Genomic DNA, 17,171 nt, shown 5'->3' on the forward strand with positions numbered 1-17,171 from the left:
GTTCGTTTCTTAAAGAAAAGTACCAACTAACAGTCCCTTGGGAGAAATGTAATATTTGCCTGACAAATGCAAAGAATGTAAATTTCAATGCAAATGATAGTGATTATCAATTATATTCTCTTTCGTTCAATAGGGCAGTCGCAGTGGGCTGTAAATAAACCGATCGACTTACTAAGAGTTAGAACGATTTGGAATGAATGACATCTTGAAACTAGGGTGCCCAGTAGAGGAAACCGCGTTTCAAGCCGGGCTTTAAGGGCACAAGTCGAACTTGCGCGTAGCGCATAGTTTCAGTGATCAGTTGTAGGAACAGACCTACGACGGTTGCCAATCATTACCAGTACATTTCGACTCGTAAAATCATTGTTATTTACGGTGATTAATTCATGTCACGGTAAATATAAAAATGAGTAGGGAAATAAAAATGAATTTCAAAGTAACATCCATTTGTAGCGCTGTATTATTCGCGCTAAATACCCCCGTTGTTTTAGCACAAGAGAGCAACACACCCGTAGACGAAACGATTGTTGTTCATGCTCAGAGTTTTAACGACTACAAAGTGGATAGTGCGACTGGAGCAATGCGTACGGATACCAGCATGCTTGATACAGCGCAATCCATTAATGTTATCCCTGAGATTGTTCTTGATGAGCAATTAGCGACAACCTTAGGTGAAGCGCTACAAAACGACGCGAGTGTAAGTGCGGGTACACAAAAATGGAACCGTGAAGTGTTTTATCTTCGTGGCTTTGAACTTTCTTCAAGCAATGGCTATTTAAGAAATGGTCATTCTTTGTTTACTCATTACATGTTGCCGATTGAAACACTTGAAAGCATTGAAGTGATCAAAGGCCCTTCAAGTTTGCTTTACGGCCGTGCCGCTCCGGGCGGTTTGATCAACATGGTCTCTAAGAAACCAACGGAAGCTCCACGAGTGAATGTTGGTACCAACTTTGACGACTTGGGCAGTACTCACCATCATATTGATGCGTCAGGTAAGCTCAACGAGTCAGGCTCACTTCGCGGTCGCACAGTGTTGGTAAAACAAGACTCGGTTGAAAGCCGTAAATACGCAACGGGTGATGAACGCGAACGTGATCGCTTCCTCGGTTACGGTGTGATTGAAGCCGATCTGTCAGACTGGGGCTTACTGTCGTTTAACTACGAAAAAACCAGTGACAGAGCACCTCTGGATACTGGTACTTGGTTAGATCTAAATGGCAATGTTATTGGCAGTCGTGACATGATTCGTGATGCGAACTGGTCATTTATTGATAACGATGTTGAAAACTGGGGCGCAGATTTAGATGTGTACCTAAGCAGTCAATGGCGTGCAAACTTTAGCTTCAACTCGCAAGAAATGAAGCGTCACCGTTATGATTCTTCTCCGAAGCCGACAGATCAGACTCTGGTTGATGGTAGCTACACGCTGAGCCCATTTGACCGTCATGACACATGGAAAACCAAAGCGTTCCATGCTGATCTACACGGTGAATTTACGGCACTAGATGTGGACCACCAAGTGTTGATGGGCATGAATGGTCAGTTCTATGACTATGCTCAGCTTCGAGTGAAAGGCAGCACTGTGGGTGTAAATGCTGGTGATAATCCAGCCAACCCAGGTCTTGATTACCATAATGATAACTCTACATATAAGAGTGATAACAACTATTACGGCTTCTATGTACAAGATTTGATCACTTTCAATGACCAATGGCAAGCGCTGATTGGTGGTCGTTACGACATGTACTTTGCCGATGGCACAACGAGCACAGACCAAGTTGTGAAAGGGGCTAATGACAGTGAGTCATTCTCGCCAAAAGCGGGCATCATTTATCACCCAACATACAATGGTAGCATTTACGCGAACTACTCTGAGAGCTTTAACCCAGTAAGTAATGTGGTTAACGACGACAGAAGTATCACAGAGCGCAAGCCAGAAGAAAGCCGCCAATATGAAATGGGCACCAAATGGGAGTTAATGGACAGCCGTTTATTACTGACTGGTGCGGTGTTTGATATTGAAAAACGCAACATCAGTATTACTGAAGGCGGCATTACTACCCAAAATGGTATTCAACGTCATATTGGTGCAGAAATTGGGTCACAAGGTCAAATCTCGGATAACTGGTTCCTGATGATGTCTGGTATGTATCTAAATGCTAACTACGACAAGCATGATAAGTACCAAGACAAAGCACCAGCGAACGTACCAGAATGGTCTGGTTCAGTATGGACTCGTTATTCAATGACAGAAGCGACTGCCTTTAACTTCGGTTTGTTCTATCAAGGCGAACGTTGGGCTGATAATGCAAACACCGTTAAGCTAGACGGGTACACTCGTGTAGATACTGGTGCTTCGCACTCAATCAATAGTGATTACGTCAATTGGGATTTCCGATTCAATATCGAAAACCTATTTGATACCGATTACGTTGCGGGAACGGGGGGGAGTACAAGTAATGGTGTTGTGACTGACGTCCATTATGGCAACGAACGTCGCTTTAAGGTCTCAGTAAATGCGACATTCTAAACCTCGTGTATTAAACGAAATGTAAATAAACACCGCTCGAGCTTGAGCGGTGTTTTCCGTTGTCTTTCGTAAGCCTCAAATCAGAACGTGTTTAATGTTTACAACAGATTATGGCTACCCGTTGGCAAATATTAATGATAATATTTATCAAATAGAATTTGAAAATTTAAGTGTCAAGCAAATTTGCTTGATTGTTGATTTCTCGAACATTTTAAGACTATGAACTTATTTAAAACCAGTTTAGCGATTGTAATTTCAGCGGCAATTAGCCCAGTCTCAGCCTCAAGCCTCGACAGCGCGCAAGCGATCCAAAATAAAACTAACTCTGCCTCTGTTGCAAGCCAAAAGCGCATTGATAACAGCGCTGATACCACGCTTAGATTGCAAGCTGAGATTGAACAGCTTGAAGAAGAAGTCAAAAACTTAGAAGTGTATCAAAAGCATCTTTCAGCTTTGATTATTAATCAAGAGCAAGAGATGGCGAACATCGATGCCCAAGTACAAGAAATTAAAGTGACGCGCCAAGGTGTTGTGCCTTTGATGTACCAAATGGTAGAGGCATTACAACAACGTATTGAAGCCGATGCACCAATCAAAAAACAACAACGTTTTGAGCGAATTGAGAAGCTACAAACTTTAATGACACGTGCTGATATTAGTGATGCAGAAAAATATCGTCGTATTTTGGAAGCGTACCAAATTGAAATGGATTACGGCACTAAGCTGGGTTTATACCAAGGGAAAATTACGTTAGCGGGTGAACAGCGTGAAGCGGATATTTTACACCTTGGGCGTATCGCTCTTATCGCCAGAAGCTTAAACGGCAATACATTCTGGGCATGGGATAAGCAGGCTAATGATTGGGTGATCGTTGATAGTTCGGCAAAATCTGATCTTGATAAAGCGTATGCAATGGCGGCGAAACAAACCGCGCCAAGCCTTATTACCATTCCAGTTTCACTGCTAGCGGAGACGAAATAATGAAACTTAAATTACTCGTTTCAGCTTGTGCATTGAGCGTGCTTTCTTTTACTACTTCTGCGAGTAGTGATTTTGCCACCCAAGCGAAAGTGGAAAACAGTCAACAAGCTAAACATAACCAAAGCCGTGAATCGGGTTTTAAAGCCACAGAGAAAGAACTGGCAGAGCTTAAAGCGAAGTTGGATGCTAAGCGCAATCAACTACAAACACAAAACGACAAATTAGCGGAAACGTTTGGCAAAAACGAGGATGCGTTAGCACGCCTTGAAGAACAGTTACGCCTTGAAACTGGCAGCCTTGGTGAAGTCTTTGGTGTCGTTCGTCAAAATGCAAAAGAGCTACAAACCGAGTTAAATCAATCCGTCACCGGTGTTGATGCGCAGTCTTATAATGCCCAAATTGAACAAATTATTGCGGCGACAAGCTTACCTTCGATGCCTCAATTAACTGCTTTGTGGAAAGCGTTAGATGAACAAGTTCAAGCGGGTGGCATGATTAGCTTTAGCCAAGTGAACTTTGTTGACGGTGAAGGTAAAACGAATCAAGTCGATGTTGCTCGTCTAGGAGCGATTGGTTTGGTTGGTAACAACGGCTACTTGGCATGGAATGGTCAAAAAGCAGAAGCTAAAGCGTACTTAAAACAACCCGAAAAGGGCCCGACATTATCGTTAGTGAGTGATCTGCAAAACGGCGCGTTACAAAATGTCGTGGTTGACCCGTCGCGTGGCATCATGCTTGAGCAATTGGCTTTGGAACCAAGCCTGAAAGATCGTCTGCAAGCGGGCGGTGTAGTAGGTCAAATCATTCTTGGTCTGTTGGCTATTGGTGTGATCATTGCGGTATTCCGTGGTGTGAGTTTGGCTATGGCTCGTCAAAAAATTCGTGCGCAACTAAAAACGCCAAATGTACCGGGCAACAACCCATTAGGCCGAATTTTAGCGGTCTACAACAAAGAACAAAATCGTAGTGTTGAAGCACTTGAATTGCGTTTGCTTGAGGTTGTGGTTGATGAACAAGCGCAACTTGAAAAGGGCCTTTCAATGTTGAAACTGTTGGCTGCTTTGGCGCCAATGTTGGGCCTGTTAGGTACGGTAACGGGTATGATTGAGACTTTCCAAGTCATTACCCAGTTTGGTAACGGTGATCCTAAAGTCATGGCGGGTGGTATTTCAATGGCGCTTGTGACGACAGTGCTTGGCCTGATTGCCGCAATGCCTCTGTTACTGGCACACAATGTGTTGAGCTCACAAGCGGAAAGCATTCGTAATATTCTTGAAAAGCAAGGTATTGGTATTGTGGCTGAACAAGCAGAAAAAGCGTTGCCAAGCGCACCAGTACGCACTGTAGAGAATGCTGCGTAATGGAACTGTTTTCAATCTCATGGTTGCCCAGTGGTATTCAAACCAGTGATTGGGTTATGTCGTTGCAAAGCTTTATGGAGCAGGGTGGTCAGGTACTCTGGTGGTTAGGGCTGGTCGTATTGATATGCTGGGTTTTGATTGTAGAGCGAGTGATCTTTTTGCTTGTCCATTACCCAAAATTACGTCAAGACTGGCTCAATCAATGGCATCAACGCCAAGAGCAGAGTTCTTGGTATGCGCATGCCATACGCGACAGTTGGATTGCACAAGCACATATGGCTTTGCATCAAAACCTTAATATGATCAAAGTGCTGGTGGCGATTTGCCCAATGTTAGGTTTGCTTGGCACTGTGACGGGTATGATTTCAGTGTTTGATGTCATGGCGACGCAAGGCAGCAGTAATCCCAAATTGATGGCGTCAGGTATTTCATTAGCAACGTTACCTACCATGGCGGGTATGGTTGCAGCGCTAGCCGGCATGTTTGTTCATGCTCGTTTGGCGAAAGCTTGTCAACTTCGAGAAATTAAATTAGAAAAATCATTAAGGAGTCAGCGATGAGACTCGGTAGACGCCAACATAAACAAGAAGAGGCGCAAATCGACCTTACTTCGATGCTCGATATTGTCTTTATCATGTTGATCTTCTTTATTGTCACCAGCTCGTTTGTACGAGAGTCTGGTGTGGAAGTGAATCGTCCTCAGGCTTCAAATGTAGTGAGCCAAAAAGACGCGGGCATTTTTGTCGCGATTACTTCAGCGAACGATATCTATATTGATAAACGAGTGGTGGATGTAGAGCGTGTGCAAGCAACGTTAGAGCATCTTTTACTCGATAAGCCTGATGCATCATTGGTGATCCAAGCCGATGAGCATGCTTATAGCGGTACTGTTGTTAAAGTGATGGATGCAGCGAAAGGCGCGGGCGTGAAAAATATCGCGCTAGCGGCGGAGAAAAAGTAGTGTTGCGTGTTCTTTTTGCTTTACCCATTGCAGGTGTGATTGCATTAGCGCTGTTTAGTTTTATGGCATGGATGGTCGATGGTGGTCATCGCCGTGCGCCCGAGCCTAGTGAAGCGTTAAGTTTTAATATGGTTATGGTGGAAAACGAACAAGACGTACAACGCCGTCAGCGTAGTGTTCCTGAGCAGCCTAAAGCCCCGGAAGTCCCAGATCAGGCACCTGTTTCACAGGCCAAGAATCAAGTGACCAACGTGTCACCAATGGCCATGCAACCGATGTTAGGGCTGAGCACCACCATAGACGGTTTAGCGATCAATGCGCCTACCTTTGGGGACTTTGGCGTCAATCAGCAAGCCATGCCGCTCTACCGTGTTGAGCCTCGTTATCCTGCGCGCGCGCTTAAACGCGGGGCTCAAGGTTATGTGGTGCTTAAATTCACCATTGATCCAACAGGACGCCCACAGGACATCGAAGTGTTAGAAGCCAATCCTAAGCGTATGTTTGAGAAAGAAGCCATTCGTGCGCTGAAAAAATGGAAGTATCAACCTAAGGTTGAAGATGGCAATGCGTTAGCGCAACTAGGTCAAGCTGTTCGATTGGAGTTTAAGTTAGCCAAATGATAATACGTAAATTATTCACGGCTGTGCTAGGTTTTATCGCGATTTCGGCCGGTAGTAGTGTTGTTGGCGTGTCTGTTGTCAATGCTGCTGAGCTTAGCCAGTACACGGCCATCCGAGTGCAAAAAGCGAATCAATTGGCGCAAGACGAGAAGTTTGCTGAAGCGATTCAAGCTCTGCGAAAGATTGAAACGTCTAAAAGCTATGATCGAGCGTTCGTCGCTCGGATGCTTGGTGTGTTTTACTGGCAAGATGGTCAGACGAAACCCGCAATTAAGCAGCTTAAGTTGGCTGTCGAGAGCAAAAAACTTGAAGACGAGCAGGCCTGGGTAACTGAGAAAATGTTGGCGGATTTACTGCTCAGTGATCAACAGTTTAGTGCTTCATTACCTCATTACTATCAGTTAGCAAAGCAGGTTCCTGAGAGTCAGACAGAAGACCAAATTTGGTTGCGTATTGCGCAAGCTCATTACCAGATTGAACAGTGGAAAGCGGTTATCCCTGCGATTGACAAGTATCGTCGTTTCCAAGCCAAAGATGAGCTGCAACCCCTGTCATTAAAGTTGGGGGCACAACTGCAACTGAAGCGTTGGAATGACGCTATCCCGACACTTGAAAAATTGGTCTCACTGCAACCGGACAAAGTGAACTGGTGGCGTCAACTAGTGAGTTTGCAGTTGCAGCAAGGCCAGAACAAACAAGCATTAAGTACGTTAGCGTTGGCAAAAGGGCAAGGTGTAGCATTGTCGCAACAAGACCGTGTTTTGCTTGCCCAACTGTACGCGCAAAGAGGCATTCCTGAGAGAGCGGCTATGGAGCTATCCCAATTAGAAGGTGCGACCACCGATCTTGATCTGATTGTTTCTCAAGCCAGTTACTGGCAACAAGCACGAGAATGGCAGAAGGCGACCAAGCAATGGCAATTGGCAGCCAAACAAGCCGCGAAATACCATTGGAATGTTGCTCAGTTATTGGTGCAAGAAGGGCAATATCAGCAAGCATTAACGGTACTTGATCGTGTTCAGGGGCGTAAGGCGGATGTCGCTTTGGCTAAAACACGTGCTTACTACAAGTTAAATCAATTAGAGCAAGCTCTGATTCATGCTAAGCAAGCCGATAATATTGAGCCGAGCAGTCAGTCAAAAAGCTGGATAAAATATCTTTCGCAATTACGCCGAGCGAATCAAACGGTATCGTAATTCGAATTAGAAAAGTAAAAGGGAGCTTCGGCTCCCTTTTTGTCATATCGAACTCGTCAATCTGTTGCTTTACGCTTGTCTGTAGGGCTTATTCGCCCGCGCGACTACGATGCTCAACAAAGCGGAAAAACATCGATAAGCCAAAACAAATAAGAAAATAGACCAATCCGACAATCAGCCAGATCTCAAAAATATAGCCCGAAGAATTAGCCATTTCGGTGCCAACAAAGGTCATTTCTTGAATCGAAATGAGTGACACGATAGAAGTATCCTTGACTAAAGAAATGGTTTGTCCAGCCAGCGCAGGTGTAATCGCTTTGAGCACTTGGGGTGCGATAACATATCGATATTTGGCCCAACGAGACATGCCAAGAGAATCGGCGGCTTCCCATTGGCCCTGATCAACGCCTTGCAAACCGGCACGTACTATCTCGCCAATATAAGCGGAAGAGAGTAAGCCAATACATAACACACCAGAGGCGAGGTTTTCCCATAGATTGGCAGGGCCAAAGAAAAACTGCTGAAAAGGATTAAGTTCATCTGAATAGTTACGTAGCAGGTTTTCCAACCCCAACAATGGGATAAGTTGATTAGAGATAAAAAAGTAAAATATGAAGACAAAAACCAGCGGTGGGATATTACGTACCAACTGGATAAAAGCATTCGCTGGCACATTAAGCCATGTGGATTGTGAAAACTTAGCTAAACCTAACCCAACGCCGACCACGACCGTAAAAACAATCCCCCATAAACTCAGGCGCAACGTCGCGAATAACCCCTGAAAGAAATAGGGTAAGCTGCCATCTGCACGCGGAGTAAACAGTAAATCCAGTGCTTTCTGCCAGTGCCAAATGTAATTAACCCCGACGGTAGAGCGATGATATAACCAAGCAAACAGTGCAAAGCAGAGTGCCAGCAATACCCAATCCAATGGCTTAAAGCGCCAAGGCGATATGGCGTTAGGGATTTTGGTGGATAAGGTTTTGGATGGAAGGGGCTTGCTCACTCATATACTCCAAGCTTGAGATTGCCAATTGAACGCGATGTTCAATTGGCGTTGTTTTCCCGTGTTCGTTGCCTTTAATGGCAATGATTTACTGTCCTTGGGCAATTTGATCTTGCCAATCTAAGGTTGAGAACCAATATTCATAACGCTCTTTTAACCAACCATCTTGCGTACGTTGCTCAATCCATTGGTCGAAAAAGGCTTGTTTGTCATCTTCGCCTAAACGTACTGCAAAGGCTTCATTGCCTTGAGATAAGCGTTCGCTAAACGGTAAGAACAGTTTGTCAGCATGCTTAATTGTTTCATGTTCCGGTTTTGGGCTCGAAGCAATAACGGCATGCGCATTACCATTCAGCACTTCTTGGAAGGCTTGAGAGTCGTCATCAAACTGAAGGATTTTCGCTTTAGGAAACGTTTCGCGAGCCACTTGGACCGTGTAAGCACCGCGACGAGCGGCAATTTTTACTCGACGCGAGTCGAAATCTTCAAGTTTAGTAAAGCCTTCCGCGAGTTCTTTATTGGCTGCAACTTGTACCCCTGAGTGTGAATAAGGTGCAGTGAACAACACACTTTTAGAACGTTCAGGTGTCACAGACATTCCGCCAATGATGACGTCAAATTTTTTGGCTAACAACGCGGGAATAATGCCATCCCATGCGGTGGGAACAAATTCCACTTTCCAGCCAGAATCTGCCGCAAGTCGCTTGGCGACATCAATCTCAAAACCAATCAATTCACCTTGTTTATTACGCATTGCCCAAGGGACAAAGGTCGACATGCCTACGCGTAGTGTGCCGCGCTCATTGATGGCTTCCAGATTAGAGGTCGCATTTGCTTGCTCTTGTGCGCTCACTAACGAAGGGATCGCGATGGCTACCCCTAATAACGCTGTGATGGTTGCTTTGAATAACTTCATGTTATCTCCTTATATTTTACGCCAACTGGCTCCTAGTCTACTTTCTAGCCATGCGGATAAGCCGGAAAGTGATAATGTTAAAGCAAGATAAATAGCGGCGACTGAGAACCAAATTTCAAACGGCATCGCGGTTTCAGAAACGATGTTTCTCGCTTCAGTGGTCAAATCAAAAATCGCCATCACACTGACAATCGATGAGTTTTTGATTAGCGAGACCACTTCGTTGGTCAGCGGAGGCAAGGTACGTTGTAACACCTGCGGCAAAATCACATCTTTGTAACTGTTGAATGGTGATAAGCCGAGTGTTTTGGCTGCCTCAAACTGTCCTTTAGGAATGCTATTTAGCCCCGCGCGGAGGATTTCTGCCGTGTACGCGCCTTGAAATAAGGAAAGAGCTAATACAGCGGTGCTAAAGCGGTCTAAGCCGATAACGGGGCCAAAAACAAAATAAAGTAGGTAGATTTGCACCAATAGCGGCGTGTTGCGGATCAATTCGACATAGCCAGTCGCGATCGCTCGGCCAATAATTGAATCACTTAACCTTAATAATGCGGTTGAAAGCCCGATTAAAAGGGTAAAGCACAAACTTATCGCTGAGATTTTGATTGTGACGACTAAGCCGTCAATCAATTCAGCGGGCCACCACTCACCATCTTCATAGAAGATGATGTAATCGGGGACGCGATGCCATTGCCACTGATAACCCATTGCTTGCGCACCTGAATCCAATAGCCAGACAATCGCCAGCGTAATCAAGGCTATTTGCACCAAGGCTTGTAGGACGGGTTTAACGATTCGTACGATCATTTAGTAGCTTAAAATTTGGTTTAAGAAGGTTTTGGTGCGTGGATGTTGTGGATTTTCAAACAAAGCGACGGGCGAATTCATTTCAACGATCTCGCCTTCATCCATAAACACCACTCGATTAGCGACTTTTTTAGCAAAGCCCATCTCATGGGTTACGCAAATCATGGTCATGCCGCTTTGTGCTAATTCCACCATCACATCGAGCACTTCATTGATCATTTCAGGATCGAGCGCAGAAGTGGGTTCATCAAATAAGAGTAAATCTGGTTCCATACATAACGAACGAGCTATCGCCACACGTTGTTGTTGTCCGCCGGAAAGCTGAACAGGGTATTTGTTGGCTTGTTCCTCGATGTTGACTCGCTTGAGATATTTTAGCGCGCGCTGTTGTGCTGCTGGTTTGGAAAGCTTTAGAGTGCGAATCGGAGATAGGGTCAGGTTTTCCAGCACGGTCAAGTGCGGGAAAAGATGAAAGTGTTGAAAGACCATGCCAATCTTGCCGGGCTTAATGGTTTTACTTATGGTGTGCTCACCAAATACTTGGATTTCGCCTTGCTGAAACTGCTCTAAGTTATTGATACAGCGAATTAGGGTAGACTTGCCAGAGCCAGAAGGGCCACAAATGACGACAATTTCCCCAGGTGCAACCGTGAGATTAATATCTTTTAGCGCTTGGAATTCGCCGAACCATTTATTAACGTTGCTAAATTCAATGATGGGTGTTTGAGTCATCAAGGTCACATTTTTATTTTTTATTGTCGTTAGACAATAACAACTAATTAACGATTTTGCACTGGCAAATGAATTGAAAGCGTGCATATTCGGCGATTTACACTGGATTTGTATAGTTCATAACCGCTGTCTGTGATCATTGGCACACCCTCATTTAAGCCACTGCGAATAAAGCATTTTGACTGAGTCGCTTTAGGGTTAGAATTAAGTCATAAATGAATCTATTTGGAGCTTGGCTCGCGCAATGGAATATGTTGCTGTTATTGTCCTAATTTTTGTCGCTTTCTATCTTTTCGTCCAGAAACGTTATTTGAACACCAATGAGTTAAAAGACAGTACGTATAAAAAAAATGGACCACTACTCAACGGCAAAGAGTCTGCATTTTATACTGCTCTTATTTCTGCGGTTGGTCAGCATGGTGTCGTGATGTCTAAAGTCGCGATGTCGAAAGTGGTTGCACCCAAAGCTACCGACAAGAAGAGTTGGTTTATTGCTAACAACCGTATTGCCAAGAGCTATTTTGATTATGTCGTCTGTGATCCTCGTAGTTTAGAGGTGCGTGTAGCGATTGAACTTGATGATGGTAGTCCCTTGAGTAAGGGTAAGGCAGAGCGCCAGAAACTCTTAATGCATGTGTGTAAATCAGCGGGCATTCCTTTGATTGGTACCAGCGTCAAACACAGTTATCAAGTGGGTAGGTTACGTCGTTTGTTGGCGGCACATATTGATTTAATCGAACCCGATAAAGAAGTGCGTTTTTGTAAACGTTGCGGCAGTCCAATGGTGATCAAAACGGCCGCGCAAGGTGATTTTAAAGGCCGCCGATTTTTTACCTGCAGTCGCCAGCCTCATTGTACCTATACCGAAAACTACAATGTGGTGTTTGAAGACCTAGATTAAATTGAACACGGGTTCTGACTTTGTGCTGGAACGGGAAGAGCAAGCCATTATGACTCTGCAATGGCTTGCTCATTGTCTTGATATGCCATCACCTGATTGCGTCCATTTTTCTTCGCTTTATACAGTTCCATATCTGCAATATGTAGCACGTTTTCTAGGCTATTAAACGGATCGCATTGATAAACGCCAATACTGGCGGTCAAAGCAATCGGCTTCTCTGCAGAGAAGAAATGATAGTCCTCAATTGCCTTTCTGATTCGTTCTGCCTTGTATAGAGCTTCTTTGCTCGACGTATTACGCAGAGCGACACAAAACTCTTCACCACCAATACGATAGACGGGATTTTCGTCACTGTGTTTGTCAATTAATGCCGCGGCTTGTATCAACACTTTGTCGCCAACATCATGGCCATATTGGTCATTAACTTGTTTAAAAAAATCCAGATCGAGGATCAGTAATGCCATTGGCTGTTGGATGTTGTTACGGCGGTAGCGTTCAAAGTTATGCACTAAAGCGTGACGATTATAGACACCCGTTAATGAATCGCGTGAGGCGAGTTGCTGCAATGAACTATCAGAGTGTGCCCGTTTCACTTCAAGAATGTGTGAAACTACCCAAATACACAGATAGCACAGTATGAAATTGACTAAAATGTATGGATGAAAAACACCGTGATATTGCAGCATCTTAAATACCGCCGCTGACAAAACAAGTACGATGCCAATCGTCGTAGCTATCGCGCCTTTCTTTGTGCCCAACAGTAGATAGAACATCAAAGGAAATAGTGACGCCCAAATCAACATGCCGTGATGGATAGAGTGGAGAGCAACGCCAAGTGCTATCGCCCCAATCAGAGCATAGGCGTAAATTTCAATCACCAATTGGCGACAATGGTTGTAATAGGTTTGGAAACAAACGTAGCCAGAGAACAACGCAAATAAAGTGTCATAGCCCCACATGAGTTGGGGGGAGCCCAAGGTGATGTTTAGATAGGCGATAACAATCGCAGCGAACGTTAAGAGTAAGCTCAGCCAGAAAAGAACTGCACGGCGGATCTGTTGCGAAGGATTAAATATGTCCGCTTCCATTGTCTATTTCCTTAGCCAACATATGCGGCTGATTTGATTGCAACGACAATGGTATTCATTTACTGATTTGAAGCAAGCGAAGTTTTGAACCAAGATCACACTTTTGACGTTGTGTATGCAACTGACAACGTAGAGCGATCTTTCAATCCAATTTAGTGAGTGTCGACCGCTAATTTTCTAGTATGAGAAAAACTGATCCAAGTTTTTAGTTTGGTTAACGCCCAAACTTCACGTGTCATCAATAGATTACAAATTATCAAACTGGCGGCAATCGCGATGGCAGCACCGATCTCTTGGTAGAGAGGGACAAGGCTGAAGAGCAGTACAAGGTTGATGATTAATGTAATGATCAGTGACCGAACGGTTTTGCCTTCGTTATGAGTCATGTTTAAGACTAAACCCACTGGGCCAAGTTGCATGCTGACAAAATGGCCAACGCAAAGAATAATTAACGCTGGGTAGGCATCGAGGTATTCTGCGCCAAATAGCCATTCGATGAGTAAATCACCAGCAAAAACTAAGACTAAGAAAATTGGCAGTGATACAAGGACCGTTAGTCTTACTGCACGGCTAAGCAGCGCCTGCGCGTTTTCCATATCGCCACTTTTGTATAAGCGAGCAATGTTAGGCATCAACACGGCACTAATCGATGAGAGAACGATGGTGATTAAAGTGACGGCTTGCATCCCAACACGAAAATAGGCGACGGACTCTAAGTCGCCTAACCACCCAAGTAAGACAATAGCCAGTTCAGCGTTTAGGGTAACGACAAAAGTAATCAATGCAAACGGAACTAAAGAGCGTAACCAGGATCTGGTTAGGTAGTCAGGGCGAGCAGGTTCACTGTATTTTTTAATCACATAGCGGACTAAAAGATAGCTCAATGTGCAGGTGAGTAGCGAGGCGAAAATGGTTATCGTGACCAGTGTCATCGAGGACAAAGGTTTATCGAAGAAAACGTAATACAATAGGACGGCAAGAGTAAAAAAGGGCGCGAGCAATTTGGAGGGCAGTTGCGCCAAAATAGGTTTTTGAAAACCATTGAGAACCGCATCTTGTTGGCTTGCAATACCGCGTAGTGGAATCGCCCACATGGCAATTACAATGAGTGCTGCAACGTGTGGCTGAAAATAATCGAAATAAACCAAGCTCGACATGACTGCTAAAATAACCGCGGAGATTGATAAAACATATCCACGCGACCACCAAAATATGCCATTCAGTTGTGGCCAATTTTTCTCTAAATGAAAATTGGCGACTTCGCGAACCATTAAGTTGGGTATACCAGCTAAAACAGGTAAAGCGGCAACGGTAATAATAGAGAATACGTAGGTGTATAATCCGTATTGTTCAGCACCAAGAAAACGGGCAAAAATAACCCCGGAAATGACAGATAAACCACGACTGAGCAATTGAAGGCTTGCGGTTCCAAAAAACAATTTAGCGAAAGAACTCATAATATAAAACTTAACATCCTTGTTTCACGTCTCTAGTGTCTATCTATCTTGCTCATGTGGCTTATTATGGTGAGCACGAGTGTTACGCGTACAAGGTATATAAGTTTTCATCTGTACGGCTATTTCAAATGACATAAATTCATTGAGAGCCAATTCTACACTGTTCGCTTGTCTGATAAATGAGACGAAATTTAATTGTTTTTTATTGGTAGCTTGATCTTCATACCGGCGAATGTTCAATGCATGTCGTGTTTCTATTCGGTATACAAGGTGGCTTGAGTCATGGTTACTAGTCGCTCGAAAGGTTGTGGTTTCGAGTAGAAGTACCCTTGAATTGTGGTGCAGCCAAGTTGTTGTAACAGTGTTTGTTGCGCGAGGGTTTCTACCCCTTCAGCAACAATGTTGATTTCATTTGATCGAGCTATTGCGATGATGGTTTTGACGATGTTGAGGCTCGATTGATCGTCGATCATTTTAATGATGAATGAGCGGTCGATCTTAATCTCGGTGATTGACAGGGCATTGAGATAACTGAGAGAAGAAAAGCCTGTGCCAAAGTCATCAAGTGCAATGCTAAATCCTTTTTGTTGCAAAGCACTTAAGGTCGGTTGAACGGCTTGCAGATCTTCGATAAAGACATTTTCCGTCAACTCTAACACCATCAGATGATTGCTAACCTGGTAGCGCTCAGTCGTCGCCAAAACCAAATCAACAAATCCCGGGTGAAGAAGCTGCTTAGGTGAAACATTCACAGAGACAGTAATCGGTCTTTCTGCGTGCTGATTAAGTTGTTTCGCATCACGACACGCTCTATCAAGTACAAATGCACCCAGTTCAATAATGGCGTCATTCTTTTCTGCAATATCAATGAAAACCAGTGGTGATATAGGGCCAAGAGTAGGGCTGTACCAACGACATAGTGCTTCAGCACCGATAATCTCTCCACTACGAGAGTCAACTTGAGGTTGGTAATGAACGTCTAATTCCCCACGTTTTAGCGCCGAGTGAAATTCATCTTCAAGCAAGAAGTGATTTTGCAGTTCAGCCCTAATTTTCTCATCAAAGAAGGTGATTTTGCCTTTGCCTTGTTTTTTAGAACGAGTCAGAACAATATCGGCTTTGGATAGAAGATCGCGGGGCTGATCACCATCATTTGGGTATAGAGAAACACCAATGGACGCACTTAACTCTAGAGCTATGCCGTGTATAACAAATGGTGAGGTTAACGTTTGTTGAATGTCCTGGGCGAAGGCTAGAGCTTGTGCTTGGTCATTGAGCGCTGAAATGCTGAATACAAACTCATCGCCACCAAATCGGGCGACGGTACCATTATTACCGGCCAGTTGAGCGAAACGCTTTGCTGTTTGAACAAGCAGTTCATCACCCACTTCATGACCATATTTATCATTGACGCGTTTGAAGTTGTCGAGGTCGACAAACATCACCGCTAACATCTTACCTTGCAAACGGCTAAAGGCGATGCCTCGCTGAGTATTCCGTTCTAGTAATACTCGATTAGGGAGGTGTGTGAGCACATCGTGTTGGGCTTGATGGCGCAACTGCTCTTTACCCTGCGCGAGCTTGGCAAAGTCTTTTTCAATTCTGCTCTGAAATTGGTTGAAACGTCGGCCTAAATAATTACTTAACAACATCGACATTAAAATGAGAACCAGGGCGAGGGTTAAGCAAAGTAGCAGTACTTTGATCTGTTCGTTTTCATTTTGTTCGCGCATTTGGCTGAGTTGGTCTGCAATGCTGAGATGAATGTCTTCAATATAAACACCAGTACCAATCAACCATTGCCATTCGTGGTCATATTGTACATAGCTTACTTTATCCATCTCCAATTGGCCGCTAGGGTGGTAAGGCGCTTTATACTCAAGATAACCTTGATTAGTGTTGCTTGATTGAAAAACACTTTGTGCTTGCTCTGCAACGCTTTCGAGATGAGTGCCGATTAAACTATCGTCCTTGTGTGCGAGCACTTTTCCTTGTTTATTAAGAACAAACAAATAACCATCGCTATCGAACCGGTAATTGGCAATAGAATCCAATAGTTTCTCTTTTACTTGAGATTCAGCATCTTGCAAATATTCCCCTGAAGCAATCACCCAGCCGTAGGGTTCAAATAGGCGTCCATAACCAATTTTTTCATATTCATCCGGTTGGTTTGGCTTTTTAAACCACCAACGATAATAAGCATCCAAGCGGTTTGAGGAGGTAAATTTATTGATGAAATTTTTAATGTATGGAACGCCTTGAGAATCGCTCATCTCTAACCCTTGCTTTCCTTCTTGCTTAGGGTTTGTGGCGTGCATGACAAAGAGACCATCTGTCTGGAAAATAAAAAAGTAACCGTTGCCATCGTCGTAACGCACATTGCGTAGCGCCTCGGAAATCATTCGCTTAACGTCTTGCTCAGGTTTGTCTTGGTTTTCCTGATAAATGGTCATCGCCACTTGATAGGCGATATCAACATGATGTTTGACTTGAGATTTGAGTGACGTGATTATTTTCCTGCGCTCGTAACGCACTTGGTCATAAGTGCTTTCTACTCGTTGGGCAATGGTCTCTTTTTGCTTCAGTAGGTTCGTGGCAATGAGGTTTTGTTC

At 44.2% G+C, this 17,171-nt stretch carries 15 protein-coding genes; 8 read left to right on the plus strand and 7 right to left on the minus strand.

The genetic code is table 11. The features are described from left to right. Positions 1–424: 424 nt before the first annotated feature. The 7 genes from RJD38_RS13565 to RJD38_RS13595 all read left to right on the plus strand — a co-directional run bounded on the left by RJD38_RS13565 (position 425) and on the right by RJD38_RS13595 (position 7,652). The gene (locus RJD38_RS13565; protein ID WP_065545340.1) at positions 425–2,533 is read left to right on the plus strand and encodes a TonB-dependent siderophore receptor; all 2,109 of its coding nucleotides are present in this window, start codon (positions 425–427) and stop codon (positions 2,531–2,533) included. Between the two features lie 219 nt (positions 2,534–2,752). After that, positions 2,753–3,514 carry a DUF3450 domain-containing protein gene (locus tag RJD38_RS13570; protein ID WP_065545339.1) on the plus strand — a complete coding sequence of 254 codons (762 nt, stop codon included), beginning with the start codon at positions 2,753–2,755 and terminating at the stop codon, positions 3,512–3,514. Next, positions 3,514–4,875 (plus strand): MotA/TolQ/ExbB proton channel family protein, encoded by a 1,362-nt coding sequence (locus tag RJD38_RS13575; RefSeq protein ID WP_065545338.1) that lies wholly within the window; start codon positions 3,514–3,516, stop codon positions 4,873–4,875. Before RJD38_RS13570 ends, RJD38_RS13575 begins: the two co-directional genes overlap by 1 nt. Beyond that, a complete protein-coding gene (locus tag RJD38_RS13580) occupies positions 4,875–5,435 on the plus strand; it encodes a MotA/TolQ/ExbB proton channel family protein (RefSeq protein WP_005599194.1) in 561 nt (186 codons plus the stop codon). The genes RJD38_RS13575 and RJD38_RS13580 overlap by 1 nt, the downstream gene beginning before the upstream one ends. Then, entirely contained in the window at positions 5,432–5,836 is a 405-nt protein-coding gene (locus RJD38_RS13585) for an ExbD/TolR family protein (RefSeq protein WP_005599193.1), read from the plus strand. Before RJD38_RS13580 ends, RJD38_RS13585 begins: the two co-directional genes overlap by 4 nt. Further along, positions 5,836–6,456: an energy transducer TonB gene (locus tag RJD38_RS13590; protein WP_065545337.1), complete on the plus strand. Its 621-nt coding sequence runs from the start codon at positions 5,836–5,838 to the stop codon at positions 6,454–6,456. The genes RJD38_RS13585 and RJD38_RS13590 overlap by 1 nt, the downstream gene beginning before the upstream one ends. Then, positions 6,453–7,652 carry a tetratricopeptide repeat protein gene (locus tag RJD38_RS13595; protein WP_156785337.1) on the plus strand — a complete coding sequence of 400 codons (1,200 nt, stop codon included), beginning with the start codon at positions 6,453–6,455 and terminating at the stop codon, positions 7,650–7,652. Before RJD38_RS13590 ends, RJD38_RS13595 begins: the two co-directional genes overlap by 4 nt. A gap of 88 nt (positions 7,653–7,740) precedes the next feature. On the opposite strand, the gene RJD38_RS13600 is transcribed toward RJD38_RS13595, so the two are convergent. From RJD38_RS13600 to RJD38_RS13615, 4 genes are all read right to left on the minus strand, one after another. After that, positions 7,741–8,619, minus strand: coding sequence for an amino acid ABC transporter permease (locus RJD38_RS13600; RefSeq protein WP_367971452.1), 879 nt, complete (start codon positions 8,617–8,619; stop codon positions 7,741–7,743). A gap of 127 nt (positions 8,620–8,746) precedes the next feature. Next, positions 8,747–9,574, minus strand: coding sequence for a transporter substrate-binding domain-containing protein (locus tag RJD38_RS13605; protein WP_065545336.1), 828 nt, complete (start codon positions 9,572–9,574; stop codon positions 8,747–8,749). A gap of 9 nt (positions 9,575–9,583) precedes the next feature. Next, positions 9,584–10,381, minus strand: a complete 798-nt coding sequence (locus RJD38_RS13610) for an amino acid ABC transporter permease (protein ID WP_065545335.1) — start codon at positions 10,379–10,381, stop codon at positions 9,584–9,586. Continuing rightward, the gene (locus tag RJD38_RS13615; protein ID WP_065545334.1) at positions 10,382–11,113 is read right to left on the minus strand and encodes an amino acid ABC transporter ATP-binding protein; all 732 of its coding nucleotides are present in this window, start codon (positions 11,111–11,113) and stop codon (positions 10,382–10,384) included. Between the two features lie 244 nt (positions 11,114–11,357). On the opposite strand from RJD38_RS13615, the gene RJD38_RS13620 reads away from it, so the two are divergent. Next, entirely contained in the window at positions 11,358–12,014 is a 657-nt protein-coding gene (locus RJD38_RS13620; protein ID WP_005599177.1) for a DUF2726 domain-containing protein, read from the plus strand. Positions 12,015–12,061: 47 nt separating this feature from the next. Here RJD38_RS13620 and RJD38_RS13625 read toward each other — a convergent pair whose 3' ends face one another. The 3 genes from RJD38_RS13625 to RJD38_RS13635 all read right to left on the minus strand — a co-directional run bounded on the left by RJD38_RS13625 (position 12,062) and on the right by RJD38_RS13635 (position 17,159). Beyond that, a complete protein-coding gene (locus RJD38_RS13625; protein WP_005599175.1) occupies positions 12,062–13,102 on the minus strand; it encodes a GGDEF domain-containing protein in 1,041 nt (346 codons plus the stop codon). A 152-nt stretch (positions 13,103–13,254) separates the two neighbouring features. Beyond that, the gene (locus tag RJD38_RS13630) at positions 13,255–14,559 is read right to left on the minus strand and encodes a flippase (RefSeq protein ID WP_065545333.1); all 1,305 of its coding nucleotides are present in this window, start codon (positions 14,557–14,559) and stop codon (positions 13,255–13,257) included. Between the two features lie 254 nt (positions 14,560–14,813). Further along, the gene (locus RJD38_RS13635; protein WP_367971453.1) at positions 14,814–17,159 is read right to left on the minus strand and encodes a cache domain-containing protein; all 2,346 of its coding nucleotides are present in this window, start codon (positions 17,157–17,159) and stop codon (positions 14,814–14,816) included. Positions 17,160–17,171 lie beyond the last annotated feature (12 nt).

It is taken from the genome of Vibrio scophthalmi (assembly GCF_040869025.1).
In the GTDB taxonomy this organism is placed as follows: domain Bacteria; phylum Pseudomonadota; class Gammaproteobacteria; order Enterobacterales; family Vibrionaceae; genus Vibrio; species Vibrio scophthalmi.

Coding starts and splice junctions, on each gene's coding strand:
- RJD38_RS13575 (WP_065545338.1), top strand. CDS start 3,514: ATGAAACTTAAATTACTCGTTTCAGCTTGTGCATTGAGCGTGCTTTCT.
- RJD38_RS13595 (WP_156785337.1), top strand. CDS start 6,453: ATGATAATACGTAAATTATTCACGGCTGTGCTAGGTTTTATCGCGATT.
- RJD38_RS13605 (WP_065545336.1), bottom strand. CDS start 9,574: ATGAAGTTATTCAAAGCAACCATCACAGCGTTATTAGGGGTAGCCATC.
- RJD38_RS13625 (WP_005599175.1), bottom strand. CDS start 13,102: ATGGAAGCGGACATATTTAATCCTTCGCAACAGATCCGCCGTGCAGTT.
- RJD38_RS13630 (WP_065545333.1), bottom strand. CDS start 14,559: ATGAGTTCTTTCGCTAAATTGTTTTTTGGAACCGCAAGCCTTCAATTG.
- RJD38_RS13615 (WP_065545334.1), bottom strand. CDS start 11,113: ATGACTCAAACACCCATCATTGAATTTAGCAACGTTAATAAATGGTTC.
- RJD38_RS13585 (WP_005599193.1), top strand. CDS start 5,432: ATGAGACTCGGTAGACGCCAACATAAACAAGAAGAGGCGCAAATCGAC.
- RJD38_RS13610 (WP_065545335.1), bottom strand. CDS start 10,381: ATGATCGTACGAATCGTTAAACCCGTCCTACAAGCCTTGGTGCAAATA.
- RJD38_RS13570 (WP_065545339.1), top strand. CDS start 2,753: ATGAACTTATTTAAAACCAGTTTAGCGATTGTAATTTCAGCGGCAATT.
- RJD38_RS13620 (WP_005599177.1), top strand. CDS start 11,358: ATGGAATATGTTGCTGTTATTGTCCTAATTTTTGTCGCTTTCTATCTT.
- RJD38_RS13565 (WP_065545340.1), top strand. CDS start 425: ATGAATTTCAAAGTAACATCCATTTGTAGCGCTGTATTATTCGCGCTA.
- RJD38_RS13580 (WP_005599194.1), top strand. CDS start 4,875: ATGGAACTGTTTTCAATCTCATGGTTGCCCAGTGGTATTCAAACCAGT.